Origin of the sequence: Rhabdaerophilum sp. SD176, from assembly GCF_030143245.1 — a bacterium.
Taxonomy (GTDB): domain Bacteria; phylum Pseudomonadota; class Alphaproteobacteria; order Rhizobiales; family Beijerinckiaceae; genus Rhabdaerophilum.
On record NZ_JARJNS010000005.1, the window covers coordinates 62,352 to 79,027 of the forward strand.

A 16,676-nucleotide genomic window follows, 5' to 3' on the forward strand; every position below is an offset into this window, starting at 1 on the left:
GGAACAGGAAGGCAGGGTTGGCATGAAGGCACGGGCAAAACTCATCGAAGGCATGGCCTTCCTCGGCGAAGCCGGGTCCGGTCACGGTGTCATCATGGACGGTGCGCCCGAATACGGGGGCCGCAACCTCGGCTTCCGGCCGATGGAACTGCTGCTGGTTGGCATGGCCGGCTGCACCGCCTTCGATGTGGTCAATATCCTGCGGAAAGGCCGGGAGGACGTTGCGGATTGCGTGGTCGAGGTCAGCGCCAGCCGCGCCGACGAGGACCCGAAGGTCTTCACCACGCTGCATCTGGTCTACCGCGTGAAGGGCCGGAACCTCTCGCCGGCCAAGGTCGAGCGGGCCATCTCGCTCTCGAAGGAGAAATACTGCTCCGCCTCGATCATGCTGGGGAAGACCGCGAAGATCACCCACGAATTCCATGTCGAGGCCTCGGAATGACCGGCCTGTCAGGCCTTGTCTCGGCAGAGGCGCTGGAAGCCCTTGCAGGCAAGCCGGAGACGGTGCTGCTCGATATCCGGCTTCCGGCCGATGGCGGCCGCGCCGCCTTCGAGGAAGCGCATATCCCGGGTGCTGTCTTCTCCGATTATGCTGCCGATGGCTGGCGCCAGCGGGTGGGGCAGGTGCCCGGTCTGCTGCCGGAGGCGGATCATCTCGCCCGGTTGTTCGGGGCGCTCGGAATCGCCCCCGGGAGCCAGATTATCCTGATCCCGCTCGGGGCCAGCGCCAACGACTTCGCAGCCGCGGCCCGCGCCTGCTGGACGCTGCGGCTGGCCGGCCATGCGGGTGTAGCCATTCTCGACGGAGGCACGAGAGGCTGGCAGGCTGCGGGAAAGCCGGTCGAGAGCGGGCCCGGCGCCACAATCAAGGCATGTGCACCCTATCCGATCCGCTGGAAGCCGGGCCTGCGTGCGCTGGCAGAGGACGTGATCGAGGCGCTGGATCAGGGCTCACCGCTGGTCGATGCCCGGAATGCTTCTTATTTTGCCGGCCGCGAGAAGGCCCCCGAAGCCCGGATTGCCGGCCATATTCCCGGCGCCCGCTCGCGCGACTATACGAGCCTGTTTGATCCCGGGACCGGCCGCCTGCTGCCGCGTGCTGCGCTGGACGCCGCCTTCGCGGAGATCCACGGCCAGCCGGTCATCCATTATTGCAATACCGGGCACACCGCAGCGCTGAACTGGTTCGTCCTGAGCGAGATCCTCGGCGAAACGGCGCGGCTCTATGATGGCTCCATGACCGAATGGACACAGGATCCCGCGCGCCCGGTCGCGACGGCCTGAGGCCGCCGCGCCGTCAGGCAACGCGGAGCGCTTCGGCGAGATCGGCCTTCAGGTCATCCGGATGTTCCAGCCCGACCGAAAGCCTCACCAGCCCATCACCTACGCCCATCGAGGCGCGGACATCCGGGGTAAAACGCTGATGCGTGGTCGTTGCCGGATGGACAGCAAGGCTCTTGGCATCGCCGAGATTGTTCGAGATCCGGAAGATCCGCAGCGCGTTGAGGAACCGGAAGGCCGCCGCCTTGCCGCCCTCGACCTCCAGCGCGATCAGTGTCGAAGGCCCGCCCATCTGCCGGGCGATGATCTCGGCCTGCGGATGGTCCTTGCGGCCGGGGAAAATCAGCCGCGTGACCTTCTTCTGGTCGGCCAGCCAATCCGCCAGCAGGCTGGCACTGCGGGTCTGGCGCTCGACCCGCAGGGAAAGGGTCTCGAGGCCCTTCAGCAGCACCCAGGCATTGAACGGCGACATGGCCGGCCCGGTCTGGCGCAACAGGGTATGGATATGCGTGTTGATGAACTCCTCGGAAGCGAGGATCACACCGCCGAGGCAGCGGCCCTGCCCGTCAATATGCTTGGTCGCGGAATAGGTGACACAATCCGCCCCGAGCGCCAGCGGCTTCTGCCAGACTGGCGTGGCGAAGACATTATCGACGACAAGCTTGGCGCCGGCCGATTTCGCGATCGCCGCCACGGCCTCGATGTCGATGACCTCGAGCGTCGGGTTGGCCGGGCTTTCAAGGAAGAACACCTTCGTGTTCGGCCGGATCGCCGCGCGCCAGGCCGCAAGGTCGGTGCCGTCGATCAAGGTGGATTCGATCCCGTAGCGCGGCAGGTGCTCTTCCACCACATAGCGGCAGGATCCGAACAGCGCCCGCGCGGCAACGATATGGTCCCCCGCCCGGAGGAGACCCATCAGCGCCGCCGTGACCGCCGCCATCCCTGTGGCCGTGGCCCGCGCGGCCTCCGCGCCTTCCAGCAGCGCCATGCGCTTTTCGAACATCGCCACGGTGGGGTTCGAGAACCGGGCATAGATATAGCCGGGATCCTCGCCGATGAAGCGCTTCTCGCATTGCTCCGCGCTCTCGTAGACATGCCCCTGCGTCAGGAACAAAGCCTCGGAGGTCTCGGCGAACTGGGAGCGCAGGGTGCCCCCGTGCACGAGTTCCGTTTCGAAATGGCGCTTCGGGGTGGAATGCGGATCGGCCATGGCGGGTCTCCGGGACGGCAGGATGCCGACCCATAACCCAGCCCAAATCGTTCGTAAAGACGAACGAACGTCCTGTTTGTCGGATTATTGTGGGAGTACCCGGCCGGGCCGGTTGCCCTCGACCCCCGGAAGCCCCTATCACGCTTCAAACATGAGGTGAGCGATGACGATCCTTTTTGCCGCCGAGGGCTGGGACCCTGCGCCCTGGATCCAGGCCTTCGAAAAGCACGGCGAAGGCCGGCGTGCCGTGATGTCCGTCGGGCAGGAATTCGACCCGGCCTCCATCCACTATGCCGCCGTCTGGAAGCCCCGGCCCGGCCTTCTGGCCAGCCTGCCGAACCTGCGCGCCATCTTCAATCTCGGCGCCGGCGTCGATGCGCTGCTGGCGGACACGACATTGCCGGATGTGCCGATCATCCGCATCGTCAACCCGGATCTGACCGTCCGGATGACGGAGTGGGTCGTGCTGCAGGCCCTGTTCCATCTCCGTCAGATGCCGGCCTATCAGGCCCAGCAGGCCCGCCGCGAATGGCGCCAGCTGGCCCAGCCCGCCGCGCGCGAAGTCCGCGTCGGCCTGATGGGATATGGCGTACTCGGCCGGGATTCCGCCGAGGTCCTGCAACGCCTCGGCTTCGATGTTGCGGTCTGGGCGCGGCGGCCCCAGCCGGAGGCCGATTGCCCGGTCTTTGTCGGGAAGGACGCCCTGCCCGCCTTCCTCGCCCGGACGGACATGCTTGTCGTCCTGCTTCCGCTGACACCGGAAACGCGCGGAATTCTGGATCGCACGCTGTTCGAGCGCCTCGCCCGGGATGGCGTTCTCGGCGGGCCGGTATTGATCAATGCCGGCCGCGGCCTGCTTCAGGTGGAAGCGGATATCCTCGCTGCGCTTGAATCCGGCCTGCTCGCCGGAGCCAGCCTCGATGTCTTCGAAACCGAGCCGCTGCCGGCGACAAGCCCGCTCTGGACGCATCCGAAGATCGTGATCACGCCGCATGTCGCGGCGGATTCAACGCCGGAAGGGCTGGTGGGCGGCATTCTCGCTGATATCGCCCGCTTCGAACGGGGCGAGACCCTGCCGAACGAGGTTGACCGCCAGTCCGGCTACTGAACAGGGTCAGAGCGTTCGCAAAAGGCCGGTCTTCACGTCGAACATCGCGCCATGCAGGTGCAGCTTGCCCCGTCCGTGGAGGATGTTCACGCAAGGAAAGGTGAGCAGGTTCTCGACCGAGTTTCGGATCGAGGCCACGGCCAGCCTTTCGGCATAATCATGGTCGCTTTCCTCAACCTGGGCTGGAAGCGATTCCGCCGCCGGCGAGATCAGCGTCATCCACTTGCCGATGAAGTCGCCCGGCGACAGCGCATCCTCGCTGTCCGGATTGCGCGTACGCCGCACATAGGCATGGACGCCGCCGCAACGGCCATGGCCCATCACGACGATATGTTTCACCCGGAGAGCCTGCACCGCGAATTCCAGTGCAGCCGAGGTCCCATGCAGCTCGCCATCCGGCGAATAGGGCGGCACGAGATTGGCCACGTTGCGGACAACGAAAACCTCGCCCGGCCGCGCATCGAAGATCACCTCCGGGGAAACCCGGCTGTCGCAACAGGCGATGATCATGATCTCGGGCTTCTGCCCGTTTTCCGCCATGTCGAACAGGCGTTCACGCTCCTGCGGCAGCCGCCCGCTCTTGAAGGCGGCATAGCCGTCCAGCAGGCGCTGCGGGAACGGCGTGGTGGGAAGAGGCGCGCTCATGGCGCCGTTATGGCGGGTTCCCGCGTTTCCGCAAGCAGAATTTGCTGCAATGCAGCCAGAGAATATCGGTCGAATTCCCCGCTTTTCCGATGAATCGCCGCGTTCTAGAAGCGCTCGCCGCGCACGACCGCGACATCCCCGACCGTGACAATTCCGATCTGCCGCGACAGCAGTCGCATCACATCGGCAAGGATGGCCTCCACCCGGCCGGCATCGGTGATGCAGATCAGCATGACCATCTGGCCAGCACCGCCGACCAGCCCGTCACGCGTCCAGCTGCCGGTGCTGCCGCGCCCCGCCAGGACGGGCAGGATAGAATAGCCGGTCACGCCCGCCGTCTCGAGCGCGGCCGTCAGCCGGTGGATGGCCGGCGCCTCGACAATGATCTCGATCCGCTTCTTGGGATGCATATCCATCAGGCGCCTCCGGAAACACGTGCGGCGAGGAAGAGATAGAGGGGCAGGCCGATCGTCAGGTTGAACGGGAACGTCACCGCCAGCGACAATGTGAGGTAGATCGCCGGCCGCGCCTCGGGCAAGGCGAGGCGCATCGCGGCCGGCACGGCGATATAGGAGGCCGAGGCCGAAAGCGTGATCAGCAAGGCAGCGCCCCCGGGCGAGAGCGGAAGGACGAGGCAGAAGCCGGCTGCAAGCGCGGCAGAAATCAGGGGCATGTAAAGACCGAAGGCGATCACCGGGAGCGAAAGCAGTTTTCCGCCCTCGCGCAGCCCCCGCCCGGCAACCAGCCCCATATCCAGCAGGAAGAGGCAGAGAATGCCCCGGAACGGCGCGCCGATGAAGGGATCGATCATCGCGAGGCCCTTCGGCCCGGTGATGGCGCCGATGATGAAGGAGCCGATCAGCATGACGATCGAGCCGTTGAGGCCGATCTCGCGCAGCAGCGCACCGACGGGCTCGCCCCGCCGATCCGGCGCAGCGCGCCGGGCCAGCAGCAGCGCCACCATGATGGCAGGGGTTTCCATGATCGCGGCGACCGCGACGAGATAGCCCTCGAAGGGCCAGCCGGCGAGGCGCACGGCTTCCGTGCCGGCCACAAAGGTGACGATCGAGATCGAGCCGTAATGCGCTGCCACGGCGGCCGCATCAACAGCCGAAAGGCGTGTCGTGAGACGAAGCAGGCCGTACCCGACGAGCGGTATGGCGGCAGAGAGCAGCGCGCCGGCTCCGATCGCTCCGAGCATGCGGCTGTCAATGCCGGTCCTGTTAATCTCGACACCGCCCTTGAAACCGATGGCCAGCATTAGATAGAGCGCCAGCGCCTTGGCGATGGCCTCGGGCACGGAGAGGTCGCTCCGGGCCAGCGCCGCGGCAAAACCCAGCACGAAGAACAGCACCATCGGCGAGGTGAGATTGGCAAGCGCGAGATCAAGTCCGGACATGCCGCACCCTTTGCCGGACGAGGTCTGTGCCGTCAATCACGCGAAGATCGCCATGGGCAAGCCAAACCGGTCGCGGTCGAACGGGTCGGGATGGGCCCGGGCGAGGCCCGAAGCCACGCGCTGGGCCGTTAGCAGGCAGGCAAATGCGTCCAGCAGGTCATCTGTTCCGGCGCCTCTGGGTGGCGCGGCATCGAGGGCTTCGGAAGGAATCCCGGCAGCAGCTAGCAGCGTACAGCGTTCCCGCTTGCCCTCGGCGGTCTTCTTCGGATGCTCGAGCGGGCGGCCCTTCAACCGGCGGAAAACCAGCTCGGGATGGGTTTCGACCACGGGAAAGCCGGGGTGCCGGGGGTCGCGCAGCCACCGATCCAGCTCGCGGATCTTGGGGAAGAGGTTGAAGGCCTGTTTCGCGATCTTGCGCGGCGGATTGGAGGAGGCGAAAGCCGCGTCACAGGCCTGCCGGTAATCCTCCGCCTTCACCGCCGCCCGGGCCGGGATGGAGAAGACACTGGATTGCCGGGCACCGAGCAACGGCCGGACAGCCCGCTCCGCCTTTCGCCCGGAACCCTCGATCCGGTCCGGCAGCCCGATCGGCATGTCGATGGCGACGGCCGCCAGTCGGGGTGCGATGCCTTCAAGATCCGCCAGCCGGGGCAGGACGACATGGCGGAGTGTCATGGGCCCGGAAACCCGACCGATCACCACCATCCAGCCGGACGGGCAGCCATCAATCCCGGCGATCCAGTCGCTTCCGGTTGGCAAGCTCGCCCTCCCGCGTTAATCCCAAGGTTCCGCATCGATATTGGCAGGTGCCTCATGATCGAAAACCCCCCGCCCCGGAAGTTTCGTTCGGTCCTCTATGTGCCTGCCATCAACGAGCGCGCCATTGCGAAGGCGGCGACCCTCCCGGCCGATGCCATCATCCTCGACCTCGAGGACGCCGTGGCGCCTGACGCCAAGGCCGAAGCCCGGCGCCGCGCGCGTGCCGCGCTGGAAAGCCGCATCCTTGCGCCGAGAACCGTGATCGTGCGGGTGAATGGCCTGCCGGAAGGGGAACAGACCCACGAATGGCTGGCCGATGATCTCGCCGAGATCGCCGCGGCCGGCGCGGATGCGGTGCTGTTCCCCAAGATCCGGACCGGTGCCGATGTCGCCCGCGCGGAAGGCCTGCTCGATCACCATTTCGCCCCGGCCTCGCTCCGGCTCTGGCTGATGATCGAAACCCCGCAGGCCATCCTCAATCTGCGCGATATCGTAACACCGCAGGACGAAAGCCATGGCCGGCTCGAAGCGCTCGTCATGGGAACGAATGACCTTGGAAAGGAGATGCGGCTGCCACCCTCTCCGTCACGGTTGCCGCTATTGCAGGCTCTGTCCTCGACGGTTCTGGCCGCGCGGGCGCAGGATCTGGTTGTCCTCGATGGCGTTTTCGGCCGGATCGAGGACAAGGCCGCCTTCGAGAGCGAGTGCCATCAGGGCCGCGCCCTCGGCTTCGACGGCAAGACGCTGGTCCATCCCTCGCAGATCGATATCGCCAACCGGGCCTTCTCGCCCACCGAAGCCGAACGCGCGGAGGCAGAAGCCATCGTGAAGGCCTTCGAGAACCCGGAGAATGTCGGGCGCGCGGTGCTCGTCGTCAACGGCCGGATGGTCGAGGATCTCCATTACCGCGTGGCAAAGCAGGTCCTCGCCCTCGCCGAGTGAGGCTGCGGACAGATACAGGGTGGTCGGCCTGACCGCTTGTGCCTAGAATGGCAGGATGAAGCGGCTCCACCGCCTGCGCCGGATCATGACGCGCATCATGATCGGGCTCATCGCCCTGATTGCGCTGAGCCTGCTGCTCGGTCGCTTCCTGCCGATTCCTTCGACATTGATGCTCGGCCGCTGGCTGGGGCAGATGCCTGTCACGCGACAATGGGTGCCGCTGGAGGCCATCGCGCCATCAGTGATCCGCTCGGCCATCGCCTCGGAGGACCAGCGCTTCTGCCTGCATCACGGCGTGGATTTCGGTGCGCTGGCGGAAGTCCTGGAGGATCCGGACGGTCCCTCGCGCGGTGCCTCGACGATCACGATGCAGGTCGTCAAGAATGTCTATCTCTGGCCCGGCCGCTCCTACATCCGGAAGGGGCTCGAGATTCCGCTGGCGCTTCTGGTCGATCTCGCCTGGGGCAAGGCCCGCGTGATGGAAGTCTATCTCAACATTGCGGAATGGGGGGAAGGCGTTTTCGGCATCGAAGCCGCGGCCCGCCACCATTTCGGTAAGCCGGCCTTGCGGCTCACGCCGACGGAATCGGCCCGGCTCGTCTCGATCCTGCCGGATCCACGCCGGCGGGACCCACGAAGAGACTCCGCGTCCGCGCGGCGGGTCTCGGCGAGGAGCCTCGCGGTCGGAGACCTCGCCGGTTGCGTTCTGCCACGCGGCTAGGGAGCTTCCTCAGGCGAGGCGCGCCCGCTCGATCGCCTCGACGATGAAGCGCCGGGCTTCGGCGGCATCACCCCAGCCAAGCAGCTTCACCCACTTGCCGGGTTCGAGATCCTTGTAGTGCAGGAAGAAATGCTCGATCTGCTTCCAGGTGATTTCCGGGAGGTCGGAGTAGTTCTCCACCTTGGCATAGCGCTGCGTCAGCTTGGGCGAGGGAACCGCGATGATCTTCTCGTCACCGCCGCCATCATCTTCCATGCGAAGCACGCCGATCGGCTTCACATTGATGACAGCACCGGGAATGATCGGCCGGGTATTGGCGATCAGCACGTCGATCGGATCACCGTCCTCGGACAGCGTATGCGGCACGAAGCCATAATTCCCGGGATAGCGCATCGGGGTGTAGAGGAACCGGTCGACAACCAGCGTGCCGGCTTCCTTGTCCATCTCGTACTTGATCGGCTCCCCGCCGATAGGAACTTCGACGACCACATTGATGTCGTAAGGCGGGTTCTTGCCGATGGCGATGGCATCAAGGCGCATGGGGACAAACTCCTGTTCTTTCCTGACGCTCTAATCGTAATGTTTGCGATGCACAATATCGCCGGAAGACCAAGACGCCTGGTTTGACACTGGCGGAAGGGATGCTAAGCCCGCCACCATGCCCAAGCCGGTTCATTCCGACGAGTATTATGAATGGCGTCGCCTCAAGCGTGAGGCCCGCTGGAACCGGCCGATCGGCTCGGCGCGCGAGCGGCTCCGCGCCTGGCTCGACCTGCTTTTTGTCGATCACGGCATCCTCCGGATTGTCCATCTCAACCGGCATCGCGTCGGGCGGAACCTGCTGCGCTCGGCACAGCCTTCCCCGCGCGATATCGCGCGGATGGCGGAGGAAGGGCTGAAGACCATCGTGAACCTGCGGGGTGGCCGTTCACACGGGGCCTGGCAGCTCGAGCGTGATGCAGCCGAGCGCCATGGCATCACTATCGTCGATTTCGTGCTGCGCTCCCGCGAGGCGCCGGATCGCGAATCCCTGCTTGGCCTCCCGGCCTTCTTCGCCAGCCTCGACTATCCGGTTCTGGCCCATTGCAAATCAGGCGCGGATCGCGCCGGGCTGTTCGCGGCGCTGTATCTGCTGGTGGTCGAGGGCGCGAAAGTCAGCAAGGCCCGGCGCGAATTGTCGCTGCTGAAGGGCCATTTCCGCTATGCCAAGACCGGCATCCTCGATGCATTCCTCGAGGATTATGCCGAGAACGGCGAGAAGCGTGGCAAGGCCTTCATGGACTGGGTCCGCGAGGATTACGATCCGGAGCAGCTGCAGAAGAGCTTCAGGCCCAAACGGCTTCACAGCCTGGTGGCCGATACCCTGTTGCGTCGGGAGTGACTGGTCCGGGAAGGACTGTGTTTCCTGGGGCCGGGAAACTGGAGCGGGTAAAGGGATTCGAACCCTTGACCCCAACCTTGGCAAGGTTGTGCTCTACCCCTGAGCTACACCCGCATCCGTGTCCGGTTGAAATCGCCGGAGGACGGCTCTATGCCCCAACTTGTTCGAGCTGACAAGCCCGAATTTCTAGTTCGGTGACGAAAGATTTTCCCCCATGACGGATTCCCCCGCCCCGCCCGCAACCAATGCCGCGCTCGCCTTGCTGGCGGAACTCGGTATCCGCGCCTCTACGGTCGAGCACCCGCCGCTGCACACGGTCGAGGAATCGCGCGCCCTGCGCGGCGAGATTGCCGGCGCGCATACCAAGAACCTTTTCCTCAAGGACAAGGGCAGCAATCTCTTCCTCGTGACGGCCGAAGAATCCTCCCCGCTCGATCTCAAGCAGATCGACAAGGTCATCGGCGCGAAAGGCCGCGTTTCCTTTGCCAGCGCCGAGCAGCTGCTCGATGCGCTCGGCATCCTGCCGGGCTCGGTCAGCCCGCTCGCGCTGGTCAATGACCGGTCGGGCCGGGTGCACTTCATCCTCGAGGAAAGGCTGGCGGAAGTGCCGGTCATCAACGTCCATCCCCTGGTCAACACGATGACGACCTCGATCACCGGAACCGATCTGCGCCGCTATGTCGAGGCGACGGGCCACGCGATTACGGTGCGCTCGCTTCCTTACCGGGAAATCGCGGAACCGCCGGCCTGACGGTGCAAGGCAGTTGCGTGGACCCGGCCAAGGCCCCATGTAAGCAGGAACAAGACGGACAGCAGAAGGAACCGGGCTGATGAGCGAAGCAGCCGATCTGATCAAGGACACGACAACCGCGACCTTCCGGCAGGATGTCCTGCAGGAATCCGTGAAACAGCCGGTCCTTGTTGATTTCTGGGCGCCCTGGTGCGGCCCCTGCAAGCAGCTGGGCCCCGCCATCGAGAAGGTGATCAAGGCCGCCAAGGGCAAGGTGAAGCTGGTCAAGATGAATATCGACCAGTATCCCGAGATTGCCGGCCAGCTCGGCGTGCAATCCATCCCGGCGGTTTTCGCCTTCTCCCGTGGCCAGCCGGTCGACGGTTTTGTCGGCAACCTGCCCGAAAGCCAGATCCGCGGCTTCATCGAGCGCCTTGTCGGACCGCTCGGCGCCGATATCGCCACGCTGGTCGCCGAGGGCAATGCCCTTCTGGAGGATGGCGATGCAGCCGGCGCAGCCGAATGTTTCGCCCGGATCCTTGCAGAGGAATCCGAGAATGCCGATGCCCTCGGCGGCCTCGCCCGCGCGCAGGTCCTCGCCGGCAATCTCGATCAGGCCGACCGCATTCTCGCTGCCGTTCCGCCGGCGCAGGCTTCCCATGCCTCGATTGCCGGCGCGCGCGCCGCACTCGATCTCGCACGGCAGGTCGAATCGCTCGGCGATATTGCGAATCTCGTCCGGCAGGTCGAGGCCAACCCGGCCGATCATCAGGCGCGGTTCGACCTTGCTTTGGCGCTGAATGCCAAGAACCGCCGGCTGGAAGCCGCGGAGCACCTCATCGCTATCCTGCGCAAGGACAGGAACTGGAACGACGATGGTGCCCGGAAACAGCTCATCCAGTTCTTCGAGGCCTGGGGCCCGATGGACGAGGCAACGCTGGCCGGGCGCCGCATGCTCTCGGCCACGTTGTTCTCCTGAGGCGGGTCCGGGCATGGCCAGCAATGTCGCATATCTCGATGCAGGCGAATTGCCGGGAACGCTCCCGGTCTTTCCGCTCCCGGGTGCCTTGCTGCTGCCGCGCGGGCAGATGCCGCTCAACATCTTCGAACCGCGCTACCTCGCCATGATCGATGCGGCCCTGCGCGCTGACCGGCTGATCGGCATGATCCAGCCCGATGCCTCGCAGGCAGCGCAGATCGGCCTCCCGTCACTCTATCAGGTGGGATGCGCCGGGCGGATTACGCAGTTCGCGGAAACCGGCGACGGCCGCTACCTGGTCCAGCTGACCGGGATCTGCCGGTTCCGGCTGGTCGAGGAAATCCCGGCTGATACCCTGTTCCGGCAGGTCCGCGCCGATTTCCGCGCTTTCGAGGCCGATCTTGAGGCGCGCCGAGGCGAGGAGCGGGTCCGCCGCCAGGCGGTTATCGACGCATTGCGCCGGTTTTCGGAAGCCAACAGGCTGGAAATCGACTGGGACAACATCCATGCGGCCCCGAACGAGGCGCTGGTCAACGCCCTGTCGATGATGGCACCTTTCGGCGTTGCGGAGAAACAGGCCCTGCTGGAAGCGCCGGATCTCGAATCCCGGGCGGACATGCTGGTGGCGCTGACCGAGATGGATCTGGTCCGTGACGCCGGCGACGGCGGAACCCGCATGCAATAGGTGCCCCATGGCTGACGAACCCGAAAGACAGGCTGCCCTTCCCATGACCAATACCAATCTGACACCCGGTTCCACCGAGCGCGGGATCGACCCCAAGCTGCTTGAATTGCTGGTCTGCCCGGTCACCAAGTCGACGCTCGACTATGATGCCGTCCATCAGGAACTGGTCAGCCGGCCGGCCCGGCTGGCCTATCCGATCCGTGATGGCATCCCGATCATGCTGCCCGAGGAAGCGCGGCGCCTCGACGACTGAACGCCGTCAGAGCGCCTCGCCGCGCATGAGCCGTGGCGCGCCCTGCGCCGTCCCGGCCGCGTTCTCGACCAGCCGGTCCTTGAGGCCCGGCCAGCGTTCGACCAGCCCGACGCCGACATCGCGGACAAGGCGAAGCAGCCCGGATTCCCGCGAGAACAGCCGGTTGAGGCTCTCCGTGGTCATGGCCATGGCAACGGCCGGCGGGCGTCGAGCGGACTGATAGGCCTCCAGCATGTCCGGCGCGCCCGGATCAAGCCCGAGCCGCATCCGATCCACGATCTGCTCCGCCAGTACCGCGACATCCGCCAGACCGAGATTGAGCCCCTGCCCCGCCAGCGGATGGACGACATGCGCGGCATCGGCAGCCAGAACCACCCGCCCCGCATGGAAGCGCCGGGCCAGACGGAGCTGGAGCGGATGGGAGGTGAACGCCTCGAGCGCGGTGATCTCGCCCCGGCGCCCGGCGGCTCGCTGCCGGATCCCCTCGAGGATGGCCCGTTCCCCGCCGCGCAGGATCCGCTCCGCGTCCGCCGCCCGCTCGGACCAGACAATCGAGGAGCGACCCGCATCCAGCGGCAGCATGGCGAAAGGACCCGCCGGCAGGAAATGCTGAAGGCCCTCGCCCTCGTGATCCAGCGAATGCCGGATCGTGGCGACGATGGCAATCTGGTCATAGGGCCAGCCATGGACCGGAATCCCGGCAAGCATCCGGAGGCGCGAGCGAGCGCCATCGGCAGCCACGACGAGCGCGCCGTCCTGCTGGCTTTCACGGCCATCGCCATGGCGAAGTGTCAGACGGACCTGTCCTGCCTTCTGGTCGAGGCCCCGCAACGCGACAGGCTGTGGCGTGCATCCGGCAGCTGCACAGGCCTCGGCGAGGGTCGCGGCCAGTCGGTCGAGCGGCACAAGATGAGCGAGGGGCGCATCGGGACTTGCCGGGCTGAAGCCGAGAAGGTCAGGCCGGATTGCTTCCTCCAGCGCTGAATCGGTGATCCGGATGGTCTCCATGGGGAAGGTCAGGGGGGCCAGCACGGGCCAAACGCCGAGCTGTTCGAGCAGGCTGCGAGAGCCGGCATGCAGCGCGATGTAGCGGGCTTCCGGCGCCGTCCGGCGAGCCTGGTCCGGCCCGGACTCGACAAGCCAGGCGAGCCGCGAGGCCGGGATGCCCGCCCCGAGCAGGGCAAGGACCAGCGAAGAGCCAGCCGGGCCTGCGCCATAGACGATGATTGGATCAGACATGCAGCCTCCTCATCGAGTGCTTGTATAGGCGTGGAGGCGATCCGGGAAAAGCCGGATGTGGGGATCGGCCGCGCAAGGCTTGACGCACCGCAAGGGGCCGGCCACGTTCGCGCCCGAACGAAGCGCAACCCGAGAACCGGCGAGGCCGATGTCCCCGATCGCAACCCTCCTTCACATCCTGGATCTCGAGCAGCTCGATACCAATCTCTGGCGGGGCGTTTCGCCGGATTCGAGCCGGTACCGTGTCTTCGGCGGCCAGGTCATCGCCCAGTCGCTCGTGGCTGCCATGCGTTCGGTCGAGAACCGGCCGGTCCATTCGCTGCACGGCTATTTCATGCTGGGTGGCGATCCGACCCGCCCGATCCTCTACGAGGTCGACCGGATCCGCGACGGGCGCAGCTTCACCACGCGCCGGGTTCGTGCGATCCAGAACGGCGAATCGATCTTCGCGATGATGGCCTCGTTCCAGAGTCCGGAGGACGGCCTGCACCACGCCATGCCGATGCCGGATGTGCCGCCCCCCGAATCGCTCCCCGACGAGGAGGAGATCCGGGCGCGCTTCGTGCCGCATCTCACCGAGATCCGCCAGCGCTACTGGAAGAGCCAGCGGGCCATCGAATTGCGTCCCACGAGCCCGGACGCCTATTTTTTGCGCAACCCGGGCCCGCCCTACCAGAATGTCTGGTTCCGGGCATCCGGCATGCTGCCGGACGGTGACGACCTCCATTCCACCATTCTCGCCTATGCCTCTGACATGACCTTGCTCGACGGCGCTGCGGTTGCGCATGGGCGCAGCGTCATCGATCCGGAGATCCAGGCAGCCAGCCTCGATCACGCGATCTGGTTCCATGACCGGTTCCGCGCGGATGACTGGCTGCTCTATGCACAAGACAGCCCCTGGTCAGGCGCGTCGCGCGGACTGGGCCGTGGGCTGATCTACACGCGGGATGGCCGGCTTGTCGCCTCGGTCATGCAGGAAGGGCTGATGCGGCTTCGCAAGTCCGGGCCGGGGCCGGACTGAACGCGCCCGGCTTGAATGCGTGCGACGCAAGCTTTTGCGCCTATATTTTAGGCAGCATGCGTTAAATTTGATCTCTTCTTGATCATTCCGCCTGAAAGAGTGGCGTTGTGCCCTCGTTTTGACGGTCCATACCCCGCCCGGGGCGCCTGATTCTGCCGCATCGCACCCGGAATTCATGCGGAATCACGCAAACAGCCTTCATGCCCCTGATTCTGGCACGCCACTTGTTACACACTTGATCGCTGGCTTCCCTGGGGAACTTTGGGGGCGTGAAACAGCGGCAGTTGAGGCGAAACCCCGGCAAGGAGAGAGGCATGAAGCTCGTCACCGCCATCATCAAGCCGTTCAAGCTCGAGGAAGTGCGTGATGCGCTTACATCCTTGGGCGTGCACGGGATGACCGTTACGGAAGTTAAGGGCTATGGCCGCCAGAAAGGCCATACGGAGATCTATCGCGGCGCGGAATATGCCGTGAGCTTTCTTCCGAAGATCAAACTCGAAGTCGCGATCGACACGGCTCTGGCGGACAAGGTGATCGAAGCCATCACCCAGTCGGCCCGAACCGGCCAGATCGGCGATGGCAAGATCTTCGTCCAGCCGGTCGAACGCGCCCTGCGCATCCGTACCGGCGAGCGCGACGGCGAAGCGCTCTGATCCCGTATCCAGAGAAAAGGTTGTCCAAATGTCGAAGCTTGAGACCTTCTTCAAGCGCTCCATGACGGCGGGTGCCGTCCTTGCGCTTTCCGCGGTGCCGGCCCTTGCCGCCGCGCCATCATTCAACAAGGGTGACATCACCTGGATGATGGTTGCCACCATCCTCGTGCTCCTGATGACGATCCCCGGCCTCGCATTGTTCTATGGCGGCCTTGTCCGCTCGAAGAACATGCTGTCGGTCCTGACCCAGGTTCTGGCCACGGTCTGCCTGGTCACGCTGATCTGGGTCTTCTACGGTTACTCGATGGCCTTCACCAGCGGCGGCGGCCTGAACGACTATGTCGGCGGCTTCTCCAAGGCCTTCCTGGCGGGCGTGACGCTCGAATCGCCGGCGGCGACCTTCTCGAACGGCGTCGTCATTCCGGAAATGCTCTACATGGCCTTCCAGATGACCTTCGCCTGCATCACGCCGGCGCTGATCGTCGGTGCCTTTGCCGAACGCGTGAAGTTCTCGGCGCTGATGCTCTTCGTGGCGCTCTGGGTGACCTTCATCTACTTCCCGATGGCCCACATGGTCTGGTACTGGGCCGGCCCGGATGCGATCGCTGATGCGGCCAAGGCTGTTGCCGCGGCGACCGACGAAGCGGCCAAGAAGGCAGCGCAGGCGAAGCTCGACGAAGTCAAGGCCGATGCCGGCATGCTCTTCAAGTGGGGCGCGCTCGACTTCGCCGGCGGCACTGTCGTTCACATCAATGCCGGGATTGCGGGCCTTGTCGGCGCGATCATGATCGGCAAGCGCATCGGCTACGGCAAGGACCTGCTCGCCCCGCATTCGCTGACGCTGACCATGGTGGGCGCGGCCCTGCTCTGGGTGGGCTGGTTCGGCTTCAACGCCGGTTCGAACCTCGAAGCGAATGGCACGACCGTCCTCGCCATGGTGAACACCTTCGTCGCAACCGCGGCGGCGGGCATCTCCTGGCTCTTCGTGGAATGGGCCATCAAGGGCAAGCCTTCGCTGCTCGGCCTGGCTTCGGGTGTGGTTGCCGGCCTCGTCGCCGTCACCCCGGCCTCGGGCTTTGCCGGCCCGATGGGCTCGATCGTCCTTGGCCTTGTTGCTGGCGCCGTCTGCTTCTTTGCCTGCACCACGATCAAGAACGCGCTGGGCTATGATGACAGCCTCGATGTGTTCGGTGTCCACTGCATCGGCGGCATCATCGGTGCCATCGGCACGGGTATCCTCGTGAACCCGGCCCTCGGCGGCGCTGGCATCCCGGACTACGAATCCAAGCCGGGCGAACTCGCCATCGCGGCCTATGAATTCGGTCCGGCCGTGCTTGCCCAGATCAAGGCCGTGGTCTTCACGCTGCTCTTCTCCGGCATCGGCTCGGCGATCCTGTTCAAGGTTGTCGATCTCGTGGTCGGCCTGCGCGTCCCGCAGGAACAGGAGCGGGAAGGCCTCGATATCGCCTCGCATGGCGAGCGCGCCTACAATTCCTGATGAGTTCAGCGACCCGGCGGGAATTCTCCTCCCTCTCGCCGGATCGGACTTCGAAGCGGGCTCTACGGAGCCCGCTTTTTTTATGCGCCGTCGCCACGCTGCGCCCGTGTGCAAACAAAACCTTAACCGGGCGCTGCAATAACAAAGGGTGGCGGTCAGACCCGGTCAACCC

20 protein-coding genes and 1 tRNA gene are annotated in these 16,676 nt (G+C 65.3%); 13 read left to right on the forward strand and 8 right to left on the reverse strand.

Annotated elements, in window-relative coordinates; genetic code table 11:
- Nucleotides 1–22: 22 nt before the first annotated feature.
- Entirely contained in the window at nucleotides 23–442 is a 420-nt protein-coding gene (locus tag P0652_RS12525) for an OsmC family protein (RefSeq protein ID WP_284179170.1), read from the forward strand.
- Complete coding sequence (locus tag P0652_RS12530) at nucleotides 439–1,284, forward strand: sulfurtransferase (RefSeq protein WP_284179171.1); 846 nt, start codon at nucleotides 439–441, stop codon at nucleotides 1,282–1,284. Before P0652_RS12525 ends, P0652_RS12530 begins: the two co-directional genes overlap by 4 nt.
- A gap of 13 nt (nucleotides 1,285–1,297) precedes the next feature.
- Here P0652_RS12530 and P0652_RS12535 read toward each other — a convergent pair whose 3' ends face one another.
- Entirely contained in the window at nucleotides 1,298–2,491 is a 1,194-nt protein-coding gene (locus P0652_RS12535; RefSeq protein ID WP_284179172.1) for an O-succinylhomoserine sulfhydrylase, read from the reverse strand.
- Nucleotides 2,492–2,654: 163 nt separating this feature from the next.
- On the opposite strand from P0652_RS12535, the gene P0652_RS12540 reads away from it, so the two are divergent.
- The gene (locus P0652_RS12540; RefSeq protein WP_284179173.1) at nucleotides 2,655–3,599 is read left to right on the forward strand and encodes a 2-hydroxyacid dehydrogenase; all 945 of its coding nucleotides are present in this window, start codon (nucleotides 2,655–2,657) and stop codon (nucleotides 3,597–3,599) included.
- A 6-nt stretch (nucleotides 3,600–3,605) separates the two neighbouring features.
- On the opposite strand, the gene P0652_RS12545 is transcribed toward P0652_RS12540, so the two are convergent.
- The 4 genes from P0652_RS12545 to P0652_RS12560 form a co-directional block, all read right to left on the reverse strand.
- Entirely contained in the window at nucleotides 3,606–4,244 is a 639-nt protein-coding gene (locus P0652_RS12545; RefSeq protein ID WP_284179174.1) for a carbonic anhydrase, read from the reverse strand.
- 104 nt (nucleotides 4,245–4,348) lie between these two features.
- Complete coding sequence (locus P0652_RS12550) at nucleotides 4,349–4,660, reverse strand: P-II family nitrogen regulator (protein WP_284179175.1); 312 nt, start codon at nucleotides 4,658–4,660, stop codon at nucleotides 4,349–4,351.
- The gene (locus P0652_RS12555) at nucleotides 4,660–5,643 is read right to left on the reverse strand and encodes a sodium-dependent bicarbonate transport family permease (protein WP_284179176.1); all 984 of its coding nucleotides are present in this window, start codon (nucleotides 5,641–5,643) and stop codon (nucleotides 4,660–4,662) included. Before P0652_RS12555 ends, P0652_RS12550 begins: the two co-directional genes overlap by 1 nt.
- 36 nt (nucleotides 5,644–5,679) lie before the next feature.
- Nucleotides 5,680–6,402 (reverse strand): DUF429 domain-containing protein, encoded by a 723-nt coding sequence (locus P0652_RS12560; RefSeq protein WP_284179177.1) that lies wholly within the window; start codon nucleotides 6,400–6,402, stop codon nucleotides 5,680–5,682.
- Nucleotides 6,403–6,456: 54 nt separating this feature from the next.
- On the opposite strand from P0652_RS12560, the gene P0652_RS12565 reads away from it, so the two are divergent.
- Nucleotides 6,457–7,344 carry an HpcH/HpaI aldolase/citrate lyase family protein gene (locus P0652_RS12565; RefSeq protein WP_284179178.1) on the forward strand — a complete coding sequence of 296 codons (888 nt, stop codon included), beginning with the start codon at nucleotides 6,457–6,459 and terminating at the stop codon, nucleotides 7,342–7,344.
- A 55-nt stretch (nucleotides 7,345–7,399) separates the two neighbouring features.
- Nucleotides 7,400–8,065, forward strand: coding sequence for a monofunctional biosynthetic peptidoglycan transglycosylase (gene mtgA, locus P0652_RS12570; RefSeq protein ID WP_284179179.1), 666 nt, complete (start codon nucleotides 7,400–7,402; stop codon nucleotides 8,063–8,065).
- A gap of 9 nt (nucleotides 8,066–8,074) precedes the next feature.
- On the opposite strand, the gene ppa is transcribed toward mtgA, so the two are convergent.
- Nucleotides 8,075–8,605: an inorganic diphosphatase gene (gene ppa / locus P0652_RS12575; protein ID WP_284179180.1), complete on the reverse strand. Its 531-nt coding sequence runs from the start codon at nucleotides 8,603–8,605 to the stop codon at nucleotides 8,075–8,077.
- 118 nt (nucleotides 8,606–8,723) lie between these two features.
- On the opposite strand from ppa, the gene P0652_RS12580 reads away from it, so the two are divergent.
- Nucleotides 8,724–9,446, forward strand: coding sequence for a fused DSP-PTPase phosphatase/NAD kinase-like protein (locus P0652_RS12580; RefSeq protein WP_284179181.1), 723 nt, complete (start codon nucleotides 8,724–8,726; stop codon nucleotides 9,444–9,446).
- Nucleotides 9,447–9,485: 39 nt separating this feature from the next.
- On the opposite strand, the gene P0652_RS12585 is transcribed toward P0652_RS12580, so the two are convergent.
- Nucleotides 9,486–9,560 (reverse strand) — tRNA-Gly (locus tag P0652_RS12585).
- A gap of 100 nt (nucleotides 9,561–9,660) precedes the next feature.
- Between P0652_RS12585 and P0652_RS12590 the strand changes: the two genes are divergently transcribed.
- The 4 genes from P0652_RS12590 (at nucleotide 9,661) to P0652_RS12605 (ending at nucleotide 12,093) form a co-directional block, all read left to right on the forward strand.
- Nucleotides 9,661–10,197, forward strand: a complete 537-nt coding sequence (locus tag P0652_RS12590; protein ID WP_284179182.1) for a prolyl-tRNA synthetase associated domain-containing protein — start codon at nucleotides 9,661–9,663, stop codon at nucleotides 10,195–10,197.
- Nucleotides 10,198–10,276: 79 nt separating this feature from the next.
- On the forward strand, nucleotides 10,277–11,155 hold the full coding sequence (trxA, locus tag P0652_RS12595) for a thioredoxin (RefSeq protein WP_284179183.1): 879 nt from the start codon (nucleotides 10,277–10,279) through the stop codon (nucleotides 11,153–11,155).
- A gap of 13 nt (nucleotides 11,156–11,168) precedes the next feature.
- Nucleotides 11,169–11,840 (forward strand): LON peptidase substrate-binding domain-containing protein, encoded by a 672-nt coding sequence (locus tag P0652_RS12600; protein ID WP_284179184.1) that lies wholly within the window; start codon nucleotides 11,169–11,171, stop codon nucleotides 11,838–11,840.
- Between the two features lie 43 nt (nucleotides 11,841–11,883).
- Complete coding sequence (locus tag P0652_RS12605; protein WP_284179185.1) at nucleotides 11,884–12,093, forward strand: Trm112 family protein; 210 nt, start codon at nucleotides 11,884–11,886, stop codon at nucleotides 12,091–12,093.
- A gap of 6 nt (nucleotides 12,094–12,099) precedes the next feature.
- On the opposite strand, the gene P0652_RS12610 is transcribed toward P0652_RS12605, so the two are convergent.
- Nucleotides 12,100–13,332 carry an FAD-dependent monooxygenase gene (locus P0652_RS12610; protein WP_284179186.1) on the reverse strand — a complete coding sequence of 411 codons (1,233 nt, stop codon included), beginning with the start codon at nucleotides 13,330–13,332 and terminating at the stop codon, nucleotides 12,100–12,102.
- Nucleotides 13,333–13,480: 148 nt separating this feature from the next.
- Here P0652_RS12610 and P0652_RS12615 point away from each other — a divergent pair, with 148 nt between their 5' ends.
- From P0652_RS12615 to P0652_RS12625, 3 genes are all read left to right on the forward strand, one after another.
- On the forward strand, nucleotides 13,481–14,353 hold the full coding sequence (locus P0652_RS12615; RefSeq protein ID WP_284179187.1) for an acyl-CoA thioesterase: 873 nt from the start codon (nucleotides 13,481–13,483) through the stop codon (nucleotides 14,351–14,353).
- 314 nt (nucleotides 14,354–14,667) lie between these two features.
- A complete protein-coding gene (locus P0652_RS12620; RefSeq protein WP_284179188.1) occupies nucleotides 14,668–15,006 on the forward strand; it encodes a P-II family nitrogen regulator in 339 nt (112 codons plus the stop codon).
- Nucleotides 15,007–15,034: 28 nt separating this feature from the next.
- Nucleotides 15,035–16,504, forward strand: a complete 1,470-nt coding sequence (locus P0652_RS12625; protein WP_502947525.1) for an ammonium transporter — start codon at nucleotides 15,035–15,037, stop codon at nucleotides 16,502–16,504.
- The last annotated feature ends 172 nt before the right edge of the window (nucleotides 16,505–16,676 follow it).